We start from the raw sequence: 16,003 nt of genomic DNA, 5'->3' as shown, positions 1-16,003 counted from the left end.
GGGAGACCAGACTTGTCCCACCCGGCATCCATTTATCGGGAAAAAACCAATGCGATCGAGGCGCTGTTCAAGCGCCGCAAGGTCGCGATCGGCGTCATCCATGCGAGGCCCTTGCCCGGCGCGCCGCACTATGACGGCGAACCGATCGAGACGGTCTATGCCCATGCCGTCGCCGAGGCGAAGCGCTATGTCGACGGCGGCATCGACGGGCTGATCGTCGAGAACCATGGCGACATTCCCTTCGCCAAGCCTAACGAGCTCGGGCCGGAGACGGCCGCCGTCATGGCGGTGATGACCGATCGGGTGCGCCAGGCTGTCTCGGTGCCGGTCGGGATCAACGTCCTCGCCAATGCCGTCGACACCGCGCTCGCCAGCGCCAAGGCGTCGAGCGCCGACTTCGTCCGGGTGAACCAGTGGGCCAACGCCTATGTCGCCAATGAAGGCTTCATGGAGGGCAAGGCCGGGGCCGCCAGCCGCTACCGCGCATGGCTTCGGGCTAACGACATCCGGGTCTTCGCCGACATCCACGTCAAGCACGGCGCCCATGCCATCGTCGCCGACCGGTCGCTGGCGGAGCTGACCCGCGACGCCGAGTTCTTCGACGCCGATGCGGTGATCGTCACCGGTCAGCGGACCGGCAACAGCGCCGATCCCGAGGAACTCGCCGCGATCCGCCGGTCGACCAGCCTGCCGGTGCTGGTCGGCAGCGGCGTCACCAAGGACAATGTCGGCGCAATCTTCGAACACGCCGATGCGGTGATCGTCGCGAGCTCCCTGAAACACGGCGATTCCTGGTGGAACGAGGTCGATCCGCGCCGGGTCGAAGCCTTCATGGCCGTCGTCGGCAAGCTGCGCGGATGACGACCGTCCATGTGCTCGGCAATGCGACGGTCGATGTCGTCCAGCGGGTCGGGCGGCTGCCCGCGCCGGGCGAGACGCTGCTCTCCGCCGGGCTCGAGCGATGCGCCGGCGGCAAGGGGCTCAACCAGGCCGTGGCCGCTGCTCGGGCGGGCGCCAGGACCCGGCTGAACGCGCCGATCGGCAAGGATGCCGACGCCACCTTCCTGCGGGATGCGCTCTGCGGCGAGGCGGGGCTATCGGTCGAATGGCGCGTCCTCGAGGCGCCGACCGACATTTCGTCGATCTGGGTTTCGGCCGACGGGGAAAACATGATCGTCTCCTCGGCGGCCTCGGCTACGGGTCTGGCCGCGGCCGAGGCGCTCGCGGCTCTCTCGGCGATGGAAGAGGGCGACATCCTCGTCCTGCAGGGCAATCTCTCGGCGGAGACGACGATGGCTGCGGCGAGCTTTGCGCGCGACCGCGGCGCCCGTGTCATCCTCAATACCGCACCGATCGCCTGGGACATGCGGCCGCTGCTGCCGCTCGCCGACGTGCTGGTGGCAAATGGGCCGGAAGCCCGGCACATCACCGGCCTTTCGACGGCCGAGGCGGTTCAGGCGCTGCTTGGGCACGGCTGCCGGACGGTGGTGGTGACCCGCGGGGCGGAAGGCGCCTGGCTTGGTAACGGCGATGGCCTCGTCGCCCTCTCCGCGCCGAAGGTCAGCCCGGTCGATACGGCCGGTGCCGGCGACGTCGCAGTCGGGACGCTCGCCGCCATGCTGGCGGAGGGGCTCGCACTTTCCGAGGCGCTCGGCATCGCGCTGAAAGCCGCGTCGCTCTCGGTGACGCGGCCCGGCACGATGCCGTCCTTTCCGACCGCCGACGAGATCCTCGCGCAGCGAGCCTCTTAAGCCTTCGCAGGCCCGCACCAGCGGTGGATCGCCAGGGCGATCGCCTTGGTGCAGTCGACGAGGTCGCGGATCGAGACCTGCTCGTTCGGCTGATGCGACTGGGCGGGATCGCCCGGGCCAAAATTCACCGTCGGCGTGCCGCCGAGGCTGGTCGGCAGACCGATGTCGCTGTGGGCGCCGAAGCCCGACAGGGCCGGGCTGAGCTCTGCCGCTTCCGCGGCAGACTGGAAGGCGGCGACAAAGGGATGGTCCGCCGGCACTTCGGCGCAATCGGCGTCGAGAATCCACTCGACCCGGGCCGGCTTCTTGCGCAGATACGGATCGGCCTGGCAGACCGCCGCGACATGCGCCTCGAACTCCCGCTTCACATGGCCGCCGAGGCCGAATTCGTCCTTCTCATGCGGCAGATACTGGATGTCGACGACGATCTCGCCGCGCCCCGCGGTGGAGGACGGATGTTCGCCGGCCTGGATCTGGGTGACGATCACCTGGTTCGGCAGCTCCATCAGCGGATGGTTCTTGCGCGGGTCGGTGGTCCAGCGGCGGTTGAGGATGTCGATGCCGTCGAGCATCTGCCGCACCAGCTGCACCGCATCGACCGGGCCGCTGCCGTCCCAGCTGTTCGGCGTCAGCTCGGCATGGCCACCGATGCCGTCGAGGATGATGCGGCCCCACAGGATGCCGTGGCAGAGCGGCGCGATGCGGTTGGCGGTCGGCTCGGTCATGATGCCGGCATCGGCCGTAAAGCCGCGGTCGACCATCGCCAGCGAACCCATGCCGCCGATCTCCTCGTCGACGACGGTGGTGAAGACGACGTCGCCGGCGAGATCGACGCCGATCTCCTTGAGGATCTCGATCGCCATCAGCATCGAGGCGACGCCGCCCTTCATGTCGACCGTGCCGCGGCCGCGCACGAAGCCGTCCTCGACGACCGGCTGGAACGGGTCGCTCCGCCAGTGGTCGCGCGAGCCGGGAGGCACGACGTCGATATGGCCGTTCAGCATGATCGAGCGGCCGCCGCCGCTGCCTTTCAGCGTGCCGCCGAGATTGGGCCGGCCCTCGAAGGTGCGGCCCTCATGGGCGCCGGGCCGGCCGCGGTATTTTTCCAGCAGCGCCGGCCCGTCGGGATCCCAGAGGTCGGTGGCAAATCCGAGCGCTTCGAGGCGGCCCTTCAGATAATGCTGGCAGTCGTGTTCGCCGGGGCCCGCCTCGCGCGGGTCGCTCTTGACGATCGAGGGAAAGGAGACGAGGGCGCAGAGCGTCTCGACGATGCGGTCGGACGCCGCCTCTACGGCCTCTGAGATCCTCTGTTCGGTCGGGTTCATGCGGTTCTCCGGATCATGCGGATGTTGTCGACGAGGAGCACGAGGATCAGGAGTGCACCGATGATGCCGACCTGCCAGATCGTGTTGACGTTGAGCTGAAGCAGTCCCGTTTGCAGGGTGACGAGGAGGAGGACGGCGGCGAGCACACCGACGAGGCCGCCGCGTCCGCCGAAGATCGCAACGCCGCCCAGCATGACGGCGGTCAGCGAGGTGAGTTCGAGGTTCTGACCGATGTTCGGGCGTGCGCTGCCGAGCCAGGCGAGGCTGACAAGGGCGGCAAGGCCCGCCATCAGGCCGCTGAAGCCGTAGGCGATGAAGCGGGCGCGGTCGACCGGGATGCCGACGAGGCGGGCCGAGCGCTCGTTGAAGCCGAAGGCGTAGATCCAGCGGCCCCAGGCGGTATAGCGCAGGAGCAGGACCGCCAGGACGAACAGCGGCAGGACCAGGGTCACGAACGGCAGCGGGAAGCCGGCGAGCGTGCCGCGTCCCCAGGGAAGCAGATAGGCCGGCGCGCCGCCGATCGCCGAGCCGCCGGTGATCGCAAGGGCGGTGCCGGAATAGACGTAGAAGGTGCCGAGGGTGGCGATCAGCGGCAAGAGGCGCAGCCGGGTGACCAGAATGCCGTTGACGAGGCCGAGCAGCGTTCCCGCGACGAGGCAGACCACCGGCAGCAGGAAGGATGGCACGCCCGCCGTGTCGAGCAGCATGGCGATGATCGCGACGAGGGAGACGGTGCCGCCGACAGAAAGGTCGATGCCGGCGCCGCCGCCGAGGATCACCATCGCCTGGCCGAGCGAGACGAGGGCGAGGAGGGTGGAGAACTGCAGGACGGTGGTGACCGTCGACAGCGCCATGGCGCTCGGCTGCAGGATCGCGAGACCGGCGACGATGAGGATCCAGAGCCCGGCAAGGATCGGCAGGGTCAGGGAGGTGCGGCTGCTCATCCTGCGGCTCCCTGGCGGCCCGGCCGGCGCAGGTGGCGGGTGAGGGAGGCGGCGTCGAACCGGCCCCGCCCCGCCTCGGTGCCGAGAACGAGGATGAGGAGCAGCCCGGTCACCACCGGCTGCCAGAGCGAGGGGACGCCGACCAGCAGCAGCCCGTTCTGCAGGATGCGCAGGAGGAGGACGCCGAGCGCCGTGCCGAGCAGGCTCATCCTGCCGCCGAGGATGCTGGTGCCGCCGAGAATGACGGCGGCGATCGCTTCCAGCGCCAGCGTGCCGCCGATGGTCATCGCGACGTTGCGATAGGTGGCGATGTAGAAGCTCGCCGCGAGGCCGCAGCAGATGCCGCTGATCACATAGGCGGTGAACTGCACCCGCCGGACGCTGACGCCGGAGAGCCGCGCCTTGACTTCGGAGTTGCCGGTGGCGAGCACGTGGAGGCCGAAGGGTGTGTGGCGGATCACCACGAAGACGATGAGATAAGCGATCGCGACGACGGGAAGCGCGACCGGAATGCCGAGGACCGGGGCGCCGAGGACACTGGTGAGGTCGGTCGGCAGGCCGGACAGCCAGGCGCCGCCGAGCGCCAGGAACACCGCCGCCCGGTAGACGCCGAAGAGGCCGAGTGTGGCGACGATGGCGGGGATGCGGCCGAGGACGACGACGCTCGCCGTCACCAGCCCGATGACGCCGCCGGCGAGAGGCCCGGCAAGGCCGGAAAGCAGCGGCCCGGCATCGGCCTGAAGCAGCCGCCCGACGGCGATCGCCGCAAGCCCCATCACCACCCCGACCGAAACGTCGATGCCGCCGATGCCGAGCACGACCGTCATGCCGAGTCCGATCAGGAACAGCTCGTTGCAGTTCCTCAGGACCGTCAGGATGTTCGTCGCCGTCAGGAAGTAGGGGGAGATGAGCGAGAACAGCAGCAATGCCACGATGCATGCCGCACCGAGCAGGAGCTCGCGTTCGCCGATCTGCCGCACAATCGCGCCCATTACGGAGCCTTTGGTCCCTTGGTTTCGCCAAGCGGCGAGGTGTCGATCGTCGCGGGGCCGAGCGCTCACCGCCCGGTCCCGGTCTCTTGGTTCAGAGGGGAACGGCCCGGCATCTGGCCGTCATGCCGCGCCGGGCCGTCGCCGGCACGGCCTAGCCGGAGAGCCGGTTTCGGCCCTCCGGAAACCCCGGTCAGAAGTTGAAGTCGTCGACATTGTCGGCAGTAAAGACCGCCGGATCGCCGAGCAGGAGGATGCCGGTCTTGTCGTCATAGGTGACCGGATGGCTCATGCCCTCTGGCGTCGTCTCGGCCGGGATCGTCTTGCCGTCGATCAGCTGCTTGCCGGCCCAGACGGTCAGGTAGCCGAGTTCCGACGGGTCCCAGAGCACCGAATAGCCGAAGGCGCCGCTCTTCAGATAGGCGCGGGCAGTGTTCGGGCTGCAATAGCCGGTACCGACGACGGCGCCGATCTTGCCGGCGGTCTCGATCGCCTGGGCAACGCCCGGGCAGGTGGTCGAGGCGACGGCGATGATGCCCTTCAGGTCGGGGTTCGAGGCCATCATGTCGCCGGCGATCTGGGCGGCGCGCTCGGCGCTGCCGCCGGCGAACTGCGGATCGAGCAGGGTGACGTTCGGATACTTCTCCTTCACCCGCTCCTGCATGTAGCCGATCCAGGCGTTGAGATTGGAGGCGGTCGCCTCGCCGGAGACGATGCCGATCTTGGCGTCTTCGCCGGCCCGCTTCACCATCTCGTCGATGATCGTGTAGCCGAGGCCCTGGTCGCTGGCCTGGGCGACATAGAGGGCGCGGCCGGAATCGGGCGCGTCGCTGTCGGAGGTGAACAGCTTGATGTCCTTCGCCTTCGCCGCCTCGACGACGGGGGCGAGGCTGGATGCATCGAGCACCGACACCGAGATCGCCTCGACGCCCTGGTTGATCAGGTTCTGGACGATCTGCAGCTGGTCGACTGGATTGGTGTCGACGGGGCCCTGATAGACGAATTCGACGCCGAGCTTCTTCGCCGCTTGCTCGCCGCCCTGCTGCATGGCGTCGAAATAGGGGATCCCGACGATCTGCGGGACGAAGGCGACACGGGCCTTGTCCTGCGCTGCGGCGAAGGTGGTCGAGGCGGCAAGGGCCGCCGCGACAGCGAGAAGGAGCGTTCTGGTCTTCAGCATGGGACGGCCTTTCGGTTGTTGCGTGCGGAGCGTCAGGACTGCATCTCGAGCGCCCGCACGTCCGGATGTGCGCCCGTGATGAAGGAGACGATCTCTTCGGGATCGGTCGCACGGCGTTCGCGCTCGGCGATCTTCCGTCCGCGGCGGAAGACGGCGATGCGGTCGGCGACCTCGAAGACGTCATGCATGTTGTGGCTGATCAGGATGACGGCGCGGCCGCTGTCGGCGAGGCGGCGCACGAGCTGCAGCACCTTGCGTGTCTCGGCGACGGCGAGCGCTGCAGTCGGCTCGTCCATGATCACCAGCCGGGCGTCGAGATTGAGCGCCCGGCAGATCGCCACCGCCTGCCGCTGGCCACCCGAAAGGCTCCCGACCGGGGCCTCCGGGTCGGAAATATGGGCGTCGAGCTCGTCGAGGAGGCCGGTCACCTGACGCTTCATCGCCCGGCGTTTGAGAAACGGCACGCCGAGGACGTTGCGGGTCATCTCGCGGCCGAGAAAGACGTTCTCGGCGATCGACAGGTTCTCCGAGAGTGCGAGCTCCTGAAATATCGTCGCGATCCCGGCTTCGGCGGCATCCTGCGGCGAGGCGAAATGCACCGGCCGGCCATCGACGAGGATCTCGCCGTCGCTCGCCGGATGGGCGCCGGACAGAACCTTGATGAAGGTCGACTTGCCGGCGCCGTTGTCGCCGAGGAGCGCCAGGACCTCGCCCGAGCGGATCGTCAGGTCGACGGCGTTCAGCGCCGTGAGGGCGCCGAAGCGCTTGGAGATCTGCCTGGCTTCGATCAGCGGCGGTGTCATTCGCGCTCCTTCGCTCACGTCCGTCGGGCCGCTTAGGCTGCCTCGGTCAGCCAGCCGAGAAGGTTCTTCCAGAGCCGGCCATAGCCCTCCCACTCGCAGAAGGCGGGCGACAGCCAGTGCGGGCCGATGTCGGATGTCCAGGCGGCGCTGCGGCCCTTGCCGTAGGTGCCGGTGACGAGCAGCGGATGGCCGCCATGCTCTTCCGGCAGGCTGACGAGAACGTCCGAGCCGGGCTTGGCCTCCACCTCGTTGACGCCGAGGAGCGGCGGCCATGTGCCTGCGAGGCCGGAGAGAATGCCCTCCGCAGCGCCGATCTCGAGCGCCGCGCCCTCGGGGATCTCGACGCGGTCGTCATAAGGAAGGCAGGTCACCGGCAGCGCTTCCTCGACAGCGGTGCGGCGCCAGCGCGCCTTGCCGTCGATGCCCTGGAAGGAGAAGTAGCCGCCGATCATCAGGAGGCCGCCGCCGTCCTTCGTCCAGTCGCGGATCAGCTTGAGGCGGTTCGGCACCGTGCGGCTGTGCAGCCAGACCTCCGGCGGCAAGAGCAGCGAATTCGCGCCGATGTCGGAAAGGATGATCGCGTCATATGCGTCGAGGCCGGCCCGCTCGAAGGGGAATTTCTCGACGGCCTCGTGAGCCGGCATATAGGTGAGGGAGAAGTCGCTGTCCTTCAGCGCATCGACCAGCGGTTCGGCGCCGAGATGGAAGGTGACCGAGCCGAACTGGTCGAAGCCCTTGTAGTGCGTCGCCGAGCTGACCCAGCTTTCGCCGACCAGAAGCACGTTCTTCTTCGTCATCGTCCTCTCCGTTCCGCCGATCTCCTGCCGGCGTCGTTTCGTTGCGTTGCCGCGACCGCTCGCGGGGCCGCGCGCCGCCTGCCTCGGCTGTCCGTGGCCCGCAGCCCTCGCTCGCCGAGCGAATGAGGTGGAACGCTCTCGCGCGGTGTCCGGAATGTGCTGCACCCGACCACGGCGCCAGTGAAAGGCGGCGCGGCGATTGGCGGCGCAACCCCTTGGCAGCGGTCGGATGCAGCTCCGGCTGGACGGGCGATATCGCTCATATCTGCAGATTGAACCGGTTCAACGCGGCTGTAAAGCGCTTATTCTAGCCAGATTGCCTGAAAATTGGTCGCTGAAAGTTTTTTGAAGCAGCAGGGCATTCCGTCGATCTGCTGGAGCGTGCGGCTGCCCGGCGCCGTTCCCCCACGGTGCGAGGCTGCGGCGTCGTCTCTGTGGCGCTGAGCGCGGGAAACAGGTGGAGGCAGGATTTCCGCGACCTTGCGGGGCGTCGGCAACGCCGGTGACGGCCGGCACGGATCGGTCGTCAGCCAGAGACGTTTTCTCGCGCACTCACACGCTTCCGGATGCGCGAATGCCTGGCGTCTGCGGCCTCAGGTCGCTGCGCCGCTCATCGCGATACGGAAATCGCCGCAGGAGGAGCGCCGCGGCGAGCGATCACTCGGGATCGAGCTCGGAATCCCAGTAGAGATAGTCGAGCCAGCTCTCATGCAGGAAGTTCGGCGGGAACAGCCGGCCATTGTTGTGCAGATCGTGCACCGTCGGCTGGTACGGCGTCTGATGCGGGATCATGCCGGCGGCCTTCGGCATCAGGCCGCCCTTCTTCAGATTGCAGGGTGAGCAGGCCGCGACGACGTTCTCCCAGGTCGTGAGGCCGCCCTTCGAGCGCGGAATGACGTGGTCGAAGGTGAGCTCGTGCGGCGAGCCGCAGTACTGGCACTGGAATCTGTCGCGGAGGAAGACGTTGAAGCGGGTGAAGGCGGGGTTGCGGGCGGGCTTGACGTAGGTCTTGAGGCAGACGACCGAGGGAAGGCGCATCGAGAAGGTCGGACTTCGCACCGCCCGGTCATATTCGGCGAGGATGGTCACCCGGTCGAGGAAGACTGCCTTGATCGCGTCCTGCCAGGACCAGAGTGAAAGCGGGTAGTAGCTCAGCGGCCGGAAATCGGCGTTGAGGACGAGGGCTGGGGATAAGTCCTGACTTACCGCAATCGTCACCGCATTCTCCTTCGGCTGACGCCGTCATAAGGCTGCCTGCGTCGGCGCGGACTATCGTGCTCTATCATGTCGCCTTTGTGAAGCCTGAAGCCAGTCATGACAGGGGCTTGAGGCCGGGACGCGTTTCCAGCGAATTTCAAATCAGTGGAGACGCTGCGTATTTGCGCTGGCGGAGGTGAAAGTCTGAAGGCGGAACGATAAAGGGAGCAACTGCCTAGCCGCTCCCTTTTGAATATATGTTGGCGCTACGAAGCAATTTGGATTTGCCTGTATCGCACCTCTCCAATCACGCGGATTCTTCGACGCCCTCAACGAAACTCACGATATCTGTCAAAGAGACAGATTTTTGGTCACCCGAGGCCACAGGGATCTTGGCGCCCCACGCTTTATCTCGGAGAAAAGACGGCTCAGCGTGGTAAATTCCGGCGAGTAGCACCTCGGCGACAAGCCGGCTGCCGAGATGACCAAGCTTTCCTTCATCACTAAAACCGGGCGGATTGTCGTGTTCCGCCTCCCTCAGGATGTAATACCAAAGCGGCGTCCGGAACTTGCCATCTTCATCATTGAATGGCTCTTCATCTCTTCCATTGGTGACTTCCTCGGGGCTCAAAGCCGAGATTGTGGCGTCGGCTGCATATTGGGTGTTGTAGGCCGTGACGAGGTCTTCGCCCGCACAAACACCAATATTCTTACTTCGCGTCAGGTTGCGCTCGACAAGGTTCAATCGGTCCTTGATCTCGTCCGGAATCGTCGATGGCGGGAGCTGGAACACGACGTCGTTTACTTTGGTATCGATCAGATTGGATGGCGTGCCGGCTCCCGCAAAAAAAGCCCAGTCAATGATTCGCTCGGGGGTGAGGGGCTTGTCGCCGCGCAGATCGTTTTCTCCCTCAGGCGTTGTGTCAAAGAGAGGAAAGGGGGTACCGGTATCGCGAAGTCGATATCCGCTGCGGAGCTGGCTGTGGCCATATCGGAATCCGATGGCAAATTCATGCGGCATACCGAGTCGTTTTCCGCCCTTGGCCATGTCCATCGTCGGGTGGTGGAGAAGGGAGTCGGGATCGGTCGAAAGCCGTTTTCGAACCAGCGTGATCTCCGATGACAGTGCGACGAGAGGCAGGTAGTGCGTGGCGACGAACGATTGCCAATGCAGGATGGTTTCTCGTTTGGCGTCTCGGGGCGAAAGACCTTTCCGCCTGAATGCGTTGTTGAGGCGCATCATCAAGATGTGCACCTGCAAGACGAGTTGATTTTCGTCGTTCCGTTTGTCACCAATCCGCGCAATGCCGGTTTTTTGGCAGCGCGGAACGTCGTATCCCTGCACGTCGAGGGCACTGTCGCAGACGGGAACGAGAGTGAACAGGCCGAAGGTCTCGTCGTATGACGTTTCGCGCCGCCTGCCGGAAGCCGGCATCGTATCATCGACGCGAGGACCAAATACACTATCCAGATCGATGAACGGCGAAGCGAGGTCTTCAATCGGCCCCTGGCTTTGATCCTCGGTCAGATTGACGGCATTCAATGTCAAGTCGTGATCAATGAATTGCCCGACAAATGTCATAGCTGCGGGAATATGCCGGCTGGGCTGATCGCCCGAACTATATGCGAGGCCACCTGGTTTTTTACTGATATGATCATTAAGTTTTTCGTTGAATTTGTACGGTGAGTTTTTCAGATGGTAGAAAAAATGATCACCGATATCCTTGGCGTTTCGCATCATTTCCGGAGAAATTTGCATTTCTCCCGAGTGATCGGCGCAGCGGGCAAAACCACCATGTATCAATTCGAGGGACATTCGCGTGCCGAGCGGCATTTTCGAATTGGTTTTAATATATTCTCTTGATTTTTGCTGACGTGCAGATTCGCTATTATCAGCCATTTGTAATCTCCCCGACGGTTTCGTCGCGACTACAGCTGAAATGTATATTGGATACCCGACGCGTCAGCAGCAGTCGGCAGGGACGATATTACAACCCTGAATTAATTCAAGCAGAAAGTTCCCTTCGGGAAATTTCGAGAAATAGCTGGCGGCCTGAGGTCCCCGTGACGAGAATCAATAGAGCGCAACGGCTCGGGGCGTATACGAAATATCTTCACGCGGCCGGCACCATCTCGCGCCTGTGGATAGTGGCGTAATAGGCCCAGAACAGTCGCGCCGCGACGGAGCGGTGCGGGCGCCAGGCCTCGGCGATCTCGGTGAGTCGTTTTGCGCTGGGGCGGGTTTCGTGGGAAAGCGCATGGGCGACCGCCGCCTGCAGCGCCAGATCGCCGGCAGGAAAGACGTCGCGGTGGCCGGCGCAAAAGAGCAGATAGCACTCCGCCGTCCAGGCGCCGATGCCGCGCACGGCGACGAGTTCGGCGATGGCTTCATCGGCGGGTGCGGTTTCGCAGCGGGGAAGATCGACCCGGCCTTCGGCGACCGCCTGTGCGATGGCGCGCAGCGTCTGCTGTTTCGGCCGCGAGAGGCCGACCGCCTTGAGGACGTCGTCTTCGGTCGCGAGAATCGCCAGCGGATCGGAAAGGTCGATGGCGCCGGCGAGGCGGCCGAAGATCGCCTCGGCGCTCGCCTTCGACACCTGCTGGGCGACGACGATGGCAATCAGCCCTTCGAGGCCGGAGCGGGATCTGCGCAGCGGCACCGGTCCCGCCGTCGCGACGATCTGCGAAAGCCTCGCATCGGCCTTTGTCAGCGCATCCAGCGCCTCGGCAATGTCGGCTTCCGAACGGATCATCGCCTGGTGTCTTCCGTCATTTTCCTCTCGCATTCCAACCATAGCAGGACGGGCCAACGAGGGAATTGCCGATCATGTCCAATATCGACGCCGTGTTCCGATTCGCGCCGAGCCCGAACGGCGAGCTGCATCTCGGCCATGCCTATTCGGCCCTCGTCAATTTCGACCTCGCGCGGGCCTCCGGCGGAAAATTCCTCCTGCGCCACGAGGACATCGATACCGCCCGCTGCACGCCGACATTCGAGCGGCAGGTGGAGGAGGACCTCGCCTTTCTCGGCATCGAATGGGACGAGGCGCCGCGCCGGCAATCCGAACACATGCACGACTATGCCGCCGCGCTCGAGGCCTTGGCGGCTGAAGACCTGGTCTATCCGGCTTTCATGTCGCGCGGCGAGATCAGGGCGCATGTCGAGCGCTTCGAGGCGGAGGAGGGGCGGGCCTGGCCGCGCGATCCCGACGGCGCGCCGCTCTATCCGGGGCTCGACCGCCATGCCTCGACCGGGGAACGCGAGCGCCGGATGAGCGATGGCGAGCGCTTCGCCTGGAGGCTCGACGTCGAACGGGCGATCGAGATGGTGCCGGCGCTGACCTGGGACGAGCATGGCGCCTCGCCGCTCGGCGAGAGCGGCGCCATCGTGGCGCGGCCGCTGGAATGGGGCGACGTCATTCTCGGGCGGATGGACATTCCGACGAGCTACCATCTGTCGGTGGTCGTCGACGATGCGATCCAGGGCGTTACCGACGTCGTCAGGGGGCGCGACCTGTTCTATGCGACGAGCATCCACCGGCTGCTGCAGGCGCTGCTCGGCCTGACTCCGCCGCGCTACCACCACCACCCGCTGATCCTCGATGCCGACGGCCGCAAGCTTTCTAAAAGCGCCGGCGATACCTCGATCCGCTCGCTGCGCAAGGCGGGGCTGACGGCCGAGGACATCCGCCGGATGGTCGGCCTTTCCGGCCGACCGGGCGGCCCGGCGGGCGACATCCTCAGACGCCGAGAATCTTGAGCCAGAGGCTGAGCGTCACCACCGAGGCGACGGTGGAAATCAGGATCGTCGTCGCCGCGAGCTTTTCGCCGGCCTTGAAATAGGTGGCGAAAAGATAGGCGTTGATGCCGGCCGGGGCCGCCGCCGTCAGGACGGCGCCCTTCAGCCAGAGCGGCGGCAGGCCCAACTCCCGCGCAAACAGCCAGACGCAGAGCGGCATGACGATCAGCGACAGGAGGGCGATCAGCGACGACGCGATGATGTCGCCGCGAAGGCCGTAGCGGGTCAGCGACATGCCCAGCGAGAAGAGCGCGAGGCCGCCGGCCGTCCCACCGAGGAGCCGCGTCACCTCGTCGAGCGCGCCCGTGAGCGGCAGCCCGAGCCCGTGCCAGCAGACGCCGGTCAGAATGCCGACGACGATCGGATTGGTGAGGAGGTTCCGCGCCATGCGCTGCAACGTGCGCATCAGCGGCACCGGCTCACGGGCAATTTCCGCTCCGACGGCGACGTCGAGGGCGGCGGCGCGCTCGATCAGAAGGGTCGAGGCGATCATCATCACCGGCAGGTGGATCGAGATGATGATCAGAAGTGGCTCGAGGCCGGCATCGCCGAAGGCCCGCTGCAGGGTCGGGATGGCGACGAAGACCGTGTTGGCGAAGCTCGACGAGATGCCGGCGATCACCCCGGTCCGGTGATCGGCCTTGGCGAATTTGCCGATCGCCAAAGTGCCGAGCGTCCAGGTGATGGCGACGCCGGAAAAATAGGACAGCCACAGCAGCACCGGATTGGCGTCGCCGAAGCTCATCGTCGCCAGCGTTCGGAAGAGCAGCACCGGCACGGCGATGACGAAGACGAAATGCGCAAGCCCGTCTCCCACCGCCTCCGAGAGAAGGCCGACACGCGCCGCGGCATAGCCGAGGGCGATCATGCTGAAGATCGGGACGATGATGGCGAGAATGGTGTGCATGACGGGCGCAGGGCGACAACGCCCGGTAAGATCGGGAAGACAGCGGGAGGAAAGCCCGGACGGCCGGCACGTGGCAGTGCCGCCGGCCATCAGGACCCTTCGATGAACGGTTACCGCCTCTTGCTACGCGGCGCGGCAGGCCGGAGCAAGGCCCCGCAGGGGATCGGCGGAGGCGGCTGTCTTAAGGCCGCCGACCGGACGCTGTGCGATGCTCGATCAGAATGACGACCGAACGCCCATCGACGGTGACGACGTCGCCGATATCGGGATGTTCAGGCGACGCCTCGGGCCTGTCCGAGCGCAGGAAAAGCTGGAAGGCGTGGCCGGCGCGCGGCGAAGGGAGAGTGGCGGCGACAGGCTCCCGTCCGGCATTGAGATAGACCAGCGCCCGTTCGCTCTCCTCCTCACTGGCCCTTCGCGGCGCATAGACGCTCATGCCGAGGAAGCGGCGCGCCGGATCGTGCCACTCGGCCTCGGTCATCGGGCTGCCAGCCTCGGTCAGCCAGACGACGTCCTCCACCTCGCCGCCCTCGACGATGCCGCCGGTGAGGAAGCGGTCGGCCGACAGCGCCGGGTGCTCGCGGCGCAGCCGCGCAAGGCTCGCAACGAAGCGGGCAAGATCGCCGTCGGCATTCTGCCAGTCGAGCCAGAGGGTTTCGTTGTCCTGGCAATAGGCGTTGTTGTTGCCACCCTGGCTGCGGCCGATCTCGTCGCCGGCGACGATCATCAGGCTGCCGCGCGAGACGAACAGCGTCGAGAAGAGTGCCCGGATGTCGCGGTGGCGGGCCTCGAGGATGGCAAGATCCGTGGTCGGACCCTCGACGCCGTTGTTCCAGCTATAGTTCTCGCCGTGGCCGTCGCGGTTCTTCTCGCCGTTTGCGAGGTTGTGCTTGTGATCGTAGGCGGCAAGGTCGGCAAGAGCGAAGCCGTCATGCGGCGCGATCATGTTCACCCCGGCGGAGGGGCGGCGGCCATTGCCGCCGAAGATGTCCTCGGAGCCGGCGAGGCGGGTTGCAAGGTCGCGGACGGCATCGGCATCGCCGCGCCAGAACTTTCGGACGTCGTCGCGGAACCGGTCCTGCCATTCGTAGAAGGGCGGCGGGAAATTGCCGACCTGATAGCCGCCGGGACCGATATCCCAGGATTCGGCGACATGGATGCGGTCCCTCAGCAGCGGATCTTTCGCGATCGCCTCGAGCAGCGGCGCGTCAGGGGAATATCCTTCGTCGCTGCGGCCGAGCACGGGGGCGAGATCGTAGCGGAAGCCGTCGATCCCCATCGTCTCGACATAGTGGCGGAGCGCGTCGACCACGAGGCGGATGACGGCCGGGCGGTCGCAGGCGAAGGTGTTGCCGGTGCCGGTGTCGTTAACGAGCGAGCCGTCCTCGCCGTGGCGGTAGTAGAGCGCGTTGTCGAGGCCGCGGTAGCAGAGCGTCGGCCCTTCCGCCGGTCCCTCGCCGGAATGGTTGAAGACGACGTCGAGGAGCACGCGGATGCCACGCTCGTGGCATGCATCCACCAGCCGGCGCATGTCGGCGGGGCCGCCGGGCGCCAGCCGCGGATCGAGCGCCATGTGGGTGACCGGATTGTAGCCCCAGGCATTGGTGAGGCCGAGCTCGGTGAGGTGCCGTTCGTCGACCCAGGCGGCGACGGGCATCAGTTCGATGGTGTCGACGCCGAGGGCCCGGATATGGTCGAGACAGACAGGTTCGGCGAGGGCGGCAAGGGTGCCGCGGATCGGATCCGGCACCGCAGGGTGGCGCTGGGAGAAGCCGCGCACATGCAGCTCGTAAACGAATCCAGGCCGTGCCGAAGGCAGCGGCGCGGCATCGCGCGAGAGATCGGTGACGATCGCACGCGGCACGAAGGGGGCGGTGTCCAGCCTGCGTTCAGGCGGCGCGACCAGCGAGGGGTGGTAGACGAAGGGCCGGTCGAGCCGGACGGCGTAGGGGTCGACAAGGAGCTTGGAGGGATCGAAGCGATGCCGCTTTGCCGGGTCGAACGGCCCGTGGGCTCGCAGGCCGTAGCGGGCGCCGGGCTTCAGGTCCGGCACGAAACCGTAACGCACACCGTCCGCCTCGCCGGGCAGCGCCAGGCGCTGGACCTCCTTCGTCCCGGTCTCGTCGAACAGGCACAGCTCGATCCTGTCGGCATTGTGCGAGGTGACGGCAAAGAGCACGCCGCGCTTTCTCGGAATGGCACCAAGCCGCTTTGGCAGCCCGCGCTCGGAAGTGATCTGGAAGGTCATGGGTGAGACGATTGCGCCTGAATGAGTTTCGTTGGCGTGAAGGCCGGTGCGGACCGGGGACGA

Annotated in this window: 14 protein-coding genes; 3 read left to right on the top strand and 11 right to left on the bottom strand. The window is 66.1% G+C overall.

Translation table 11 applies throughout. From position 1 onward, the window contains the following. The first annotated feature begins 12 nt into the window (after positions 1-12). On the top strand, positions 13-861 hold the full coding sequence (locus tag E3C22_RS05255) for a BtpA/SgcQ family protein (RefSeq protein WP_134760976.1): 849 nt from the start codon (positions 13-15) through the stop codon (positions 859-861). Next, positions 858-1,751, top strand: coding sequence for a ribokinase (locus tag E3C22_RS05250; protein ID WP_134760975.1), 894 nt, complete (start codon positions 858-860; stop codon positions 1,749-1,751). The genes E3C22_RS05255 and E3C22_RS05250 overlap by 4 nt, the downstream gene beginning before the upstream one ends. On the opposite strand, the gene E3C22_RS05245 is transcribed toward E3C22_RS05250, so the two are convergent. From E3C22_RS05245 to E3C22_RS05205, 9 genes are all read right to left on the bottom strand, one after another. Then, positions 1,748-3,076, bottom strand: coding sequence for a M20 family metallopeptidase (locus E3C22_RS05245; protein WP_134760974.1), 1,329 nt, complete (start codon positions 3,074-3,076; stop codon positions 1,748-1,750). The two genes, E3C22_RS05250 and E3C22_RS05245, sit on opposite strands and share 4 nt — an antisense overlap. Then, positions 3,073-4,020 carry an ABC transporter permease gene (locus E3C22_RS05240; RefSeq protein ID WP_134760973.1) on the bottom strand — a complete coding sequence of 316 codons (948 nt, stop codon included), beginning with the start codon at positions 4,018-4,020 and terminating at the stop codon, positions 3,073-3,075. Before E3C22_RS05240 ends, E3C22_RS05245 begins: the two co-directional genes overlap by 4 nt. Beyond that, complete coding sequence (locus E3C22_RS05235) at positions 4,017-5,012, bottom strand: ABC transporter permease (RefSeq protein ID WP_134760972.1); 996 nt, start codon at positions 5,010-5,012, stop codon at positions 4,017-4,019. Before E3C22_RS05235 ends, E3C22_RS05240 begins: the two co-directional genes overlap by 4 nt. 190 nt (positions 5,013-5,202) lie before the next feature. Continuing rightward, on the bottom strand, positions 5,203-6,189 hold the full coding sequence (locus E3C22_RS05230) for an autoinducer 2 ABC transporter substrate-binding protein (RefSeq protein WP_134760971.1): 987 nt from the start codon (positions 6,187-6,189) through the stop codon (positions 5,203-5,205). A 32-nt stretch (positions 6,190-6,221) separates the two neighbouring features. Then, positions 6,222-6,992 carry an ATP-binding cassette domain-containing protein gene (locus E3C22_RS05225; protein ID WP_134760970.1) on the bottom strand — a complete coding sequence of 257 codons (771 nt, stop codon included), beginning with the start codon at positions 6,990-6,992 and terminating at the stop codon, positions 6,222-6,224. Between the two features lie 32 nt (positions 6,993-7,024). Next, complete coding sequence (locus E3C22_RS05220; RefSeq protein WP_134760969.1) at positions 7,025-7,789, bottom strand: glutamine amidotransferase; 765 nt, start codon at positions 7,787-7,789, stop codon at positions 7,025-7,027. A 657-nt stretch (positions 7,790-8,446) separates the two neighbouring features. Further along, a complete protein-coding gene (locus E3C22_RS05215; protein WP_134760968.1) occupies positions 8,447-9,007 on the bottom strand; it encodes an HNH endonuclease in 561 nt (186 codons plus the stop codon). A 286-nt stretch (positions 9,008-9,293) separates the two neighbouring features. Next, complete coding sequence (locus E3C22_RS05210; RefSeq protein ID WP_134760967.1) at positions 9,294-10,886, bottom strand: peroxidase family protein; 1,593 nt, start codon at positions 10,884-10,886, stop codon at positions 9,294-9,296. 214 nt (positions 10,887-11,100) lie between these two features. Further along, positions 11,101-11,739 (bottom strand): DNA-3-methyladenine glycosylase family protein, encoded by a 639-nt coding sequence (locus tag E3C22_RS05205; RefSeq protein ID WP_245514802.1) that lies wholly within the window; start codon positions 11,737-11,739, stop codon positions 11,101-11,103. Positions 11,740-11,813: 74 nt separating this feature from the next. Here E3C22_RS05205 and gluQRS point away from each other — a divergent pair, with 74 nt between their 5' ends. Further along, positions 11,814-12,746 (top strand): tRNA glutamyl-Q(34) synthetase GluQRS, encoded by a 933-nt coding sequence (gluQRS, locus tag E3C22_RS05200; protein ID WP_134760965.1) that lies wholly within the window; start codon positions 11,814-11,816, stop codon positions 12,744-12,746. Here the strand turns inward: gluQRS and E3C22_RS05195 are convergent. Both E3C22_RS05195 and glgX read right to left on the bottom strand, forming a co-directional pair. Then, a complete protein-coding gene (locus tag E3C22_RS05195; protein ID WP_134760964.1) occupies positions 12,727-13,692 on the bottom strand; it encodes an AEC family transporter in 966 nt (321 codons plus the stop codon). The two genes, gluQRS and E3C22_RS05195, sit on opposite strands and share 20 nt — an antisense overlap. Positions 13,693-13,873: 181 nt before the next feature. Next, positions 13,874-15,940, bottom strand: a complete 2,067-nt coding sequence (gene glgX, locus E3C22_RS05190) for a glycogen debranching protein GlgX (RefSeq protein WP_134760963.1) — start codon at positions 15,938-15,940, stop codon at positions 13,874-13,876. Positions 15,941-16,003: the final 63 nt, after the last annotated feature.

Source organism: Jiella endophytica (genome assembly GCF_004519335.1).
GTDB lineage: Bacteria > Pseudomonadota > Alphaproteobacteria > Rhizobiales > Rhizobiaceae > Jiella > Jiella endophytica.
Note: the sequence above shows the minus strand (reverse complement) of the source record. Positions and strands in the feature narration are given on the sequence as shown.

Bases quoted from the DNA above. Each gene is read 5' to 3' on its own strand.
- E3C22_RS05230 (WP_134760971.1), bottom strand. From the start codon at position 6,189: ATGCTGAAGACCAGAACGCTCCTTCTCGCTGTCGCGGCGGCCCTTGCC.
- E3C22_RS05235 (WP_134760972.1), bottom strand. From the start codon at position 5,012: ATGGGCGCGATTGTGCGGCAGATCGGCGAACGCGAGCTCCTGCTCGGT.
- E3C22_RS05205 (WP_245514802.1), bottom strand. From the start codon at position 11,739: ATGATCCGTTCGGAAGCCGACATTGCCGAGGCGCTGGATGCGCTGACA.
- E3C22_RS05245 (WP_134760974.1), bottom strand. From the start codon at position 3,076: ATGAACCCGACCGAACAGAGGATCTCAGAGGCCGTAGAGGCGGCGTCC.
- E3C22_RS05195 (WP_134760964.1), bottom strand. From the start codon at position 13,692: ATGCACACCATTCTCGCCATCATCGTCCCGATCTTCAGCATGATCGCC.
- gluQRS (WP_134760965.1), top strand. From the start codon at position 11,814: ATGTCCAATATCGACGCCGTGTTCCGATTCGCGCCGAGCCCGAACGGC.
- glgX (WP_134760963.1), bottom strand. From the start codon at position 15,940: ATGACCTTCCAGATCACTTCCGAGCGCGGGCTGCCAAAGCGGCTTGGT.
- E3C22_RS05240 (WP_134760973.1), bottom strand. From the start codon at position 4,020: ATGAGCAGCCGCACCTCCCTGACCCTGCCGATCCTTGCCGGGCTCTGG.
- E3C22_RS05250 (WP_134760975.1), top strand. From the start codon at position 858: ATGACGACCGTCCATGTGCTCGGCAATGCGACGGTCGATGTCGTCCAG.
- E3C22_RS05225 (WP_134760970.1), bottom strand. From the start codon at position 6,992: ATGACACCGCCGCTGATCGAAGCCAGGCAGATCTCCAAGCGCTTCGGC.
- E3C22_RS05210 (WP_134760967.1), bottom strand. From the start codon at position 10,886: ATGGCTGATAATAGCGAATCTGCACGTCAGCAAAAATCAAGAGAATAT.
- E3C22_RS05220 (WP_134760969.1), bottom strand. From the start codon at position 7,789: ATGACGAAGAAGAACGTGCTTCTGGTCGGCGAAAGCTGGGTCAGCTCG.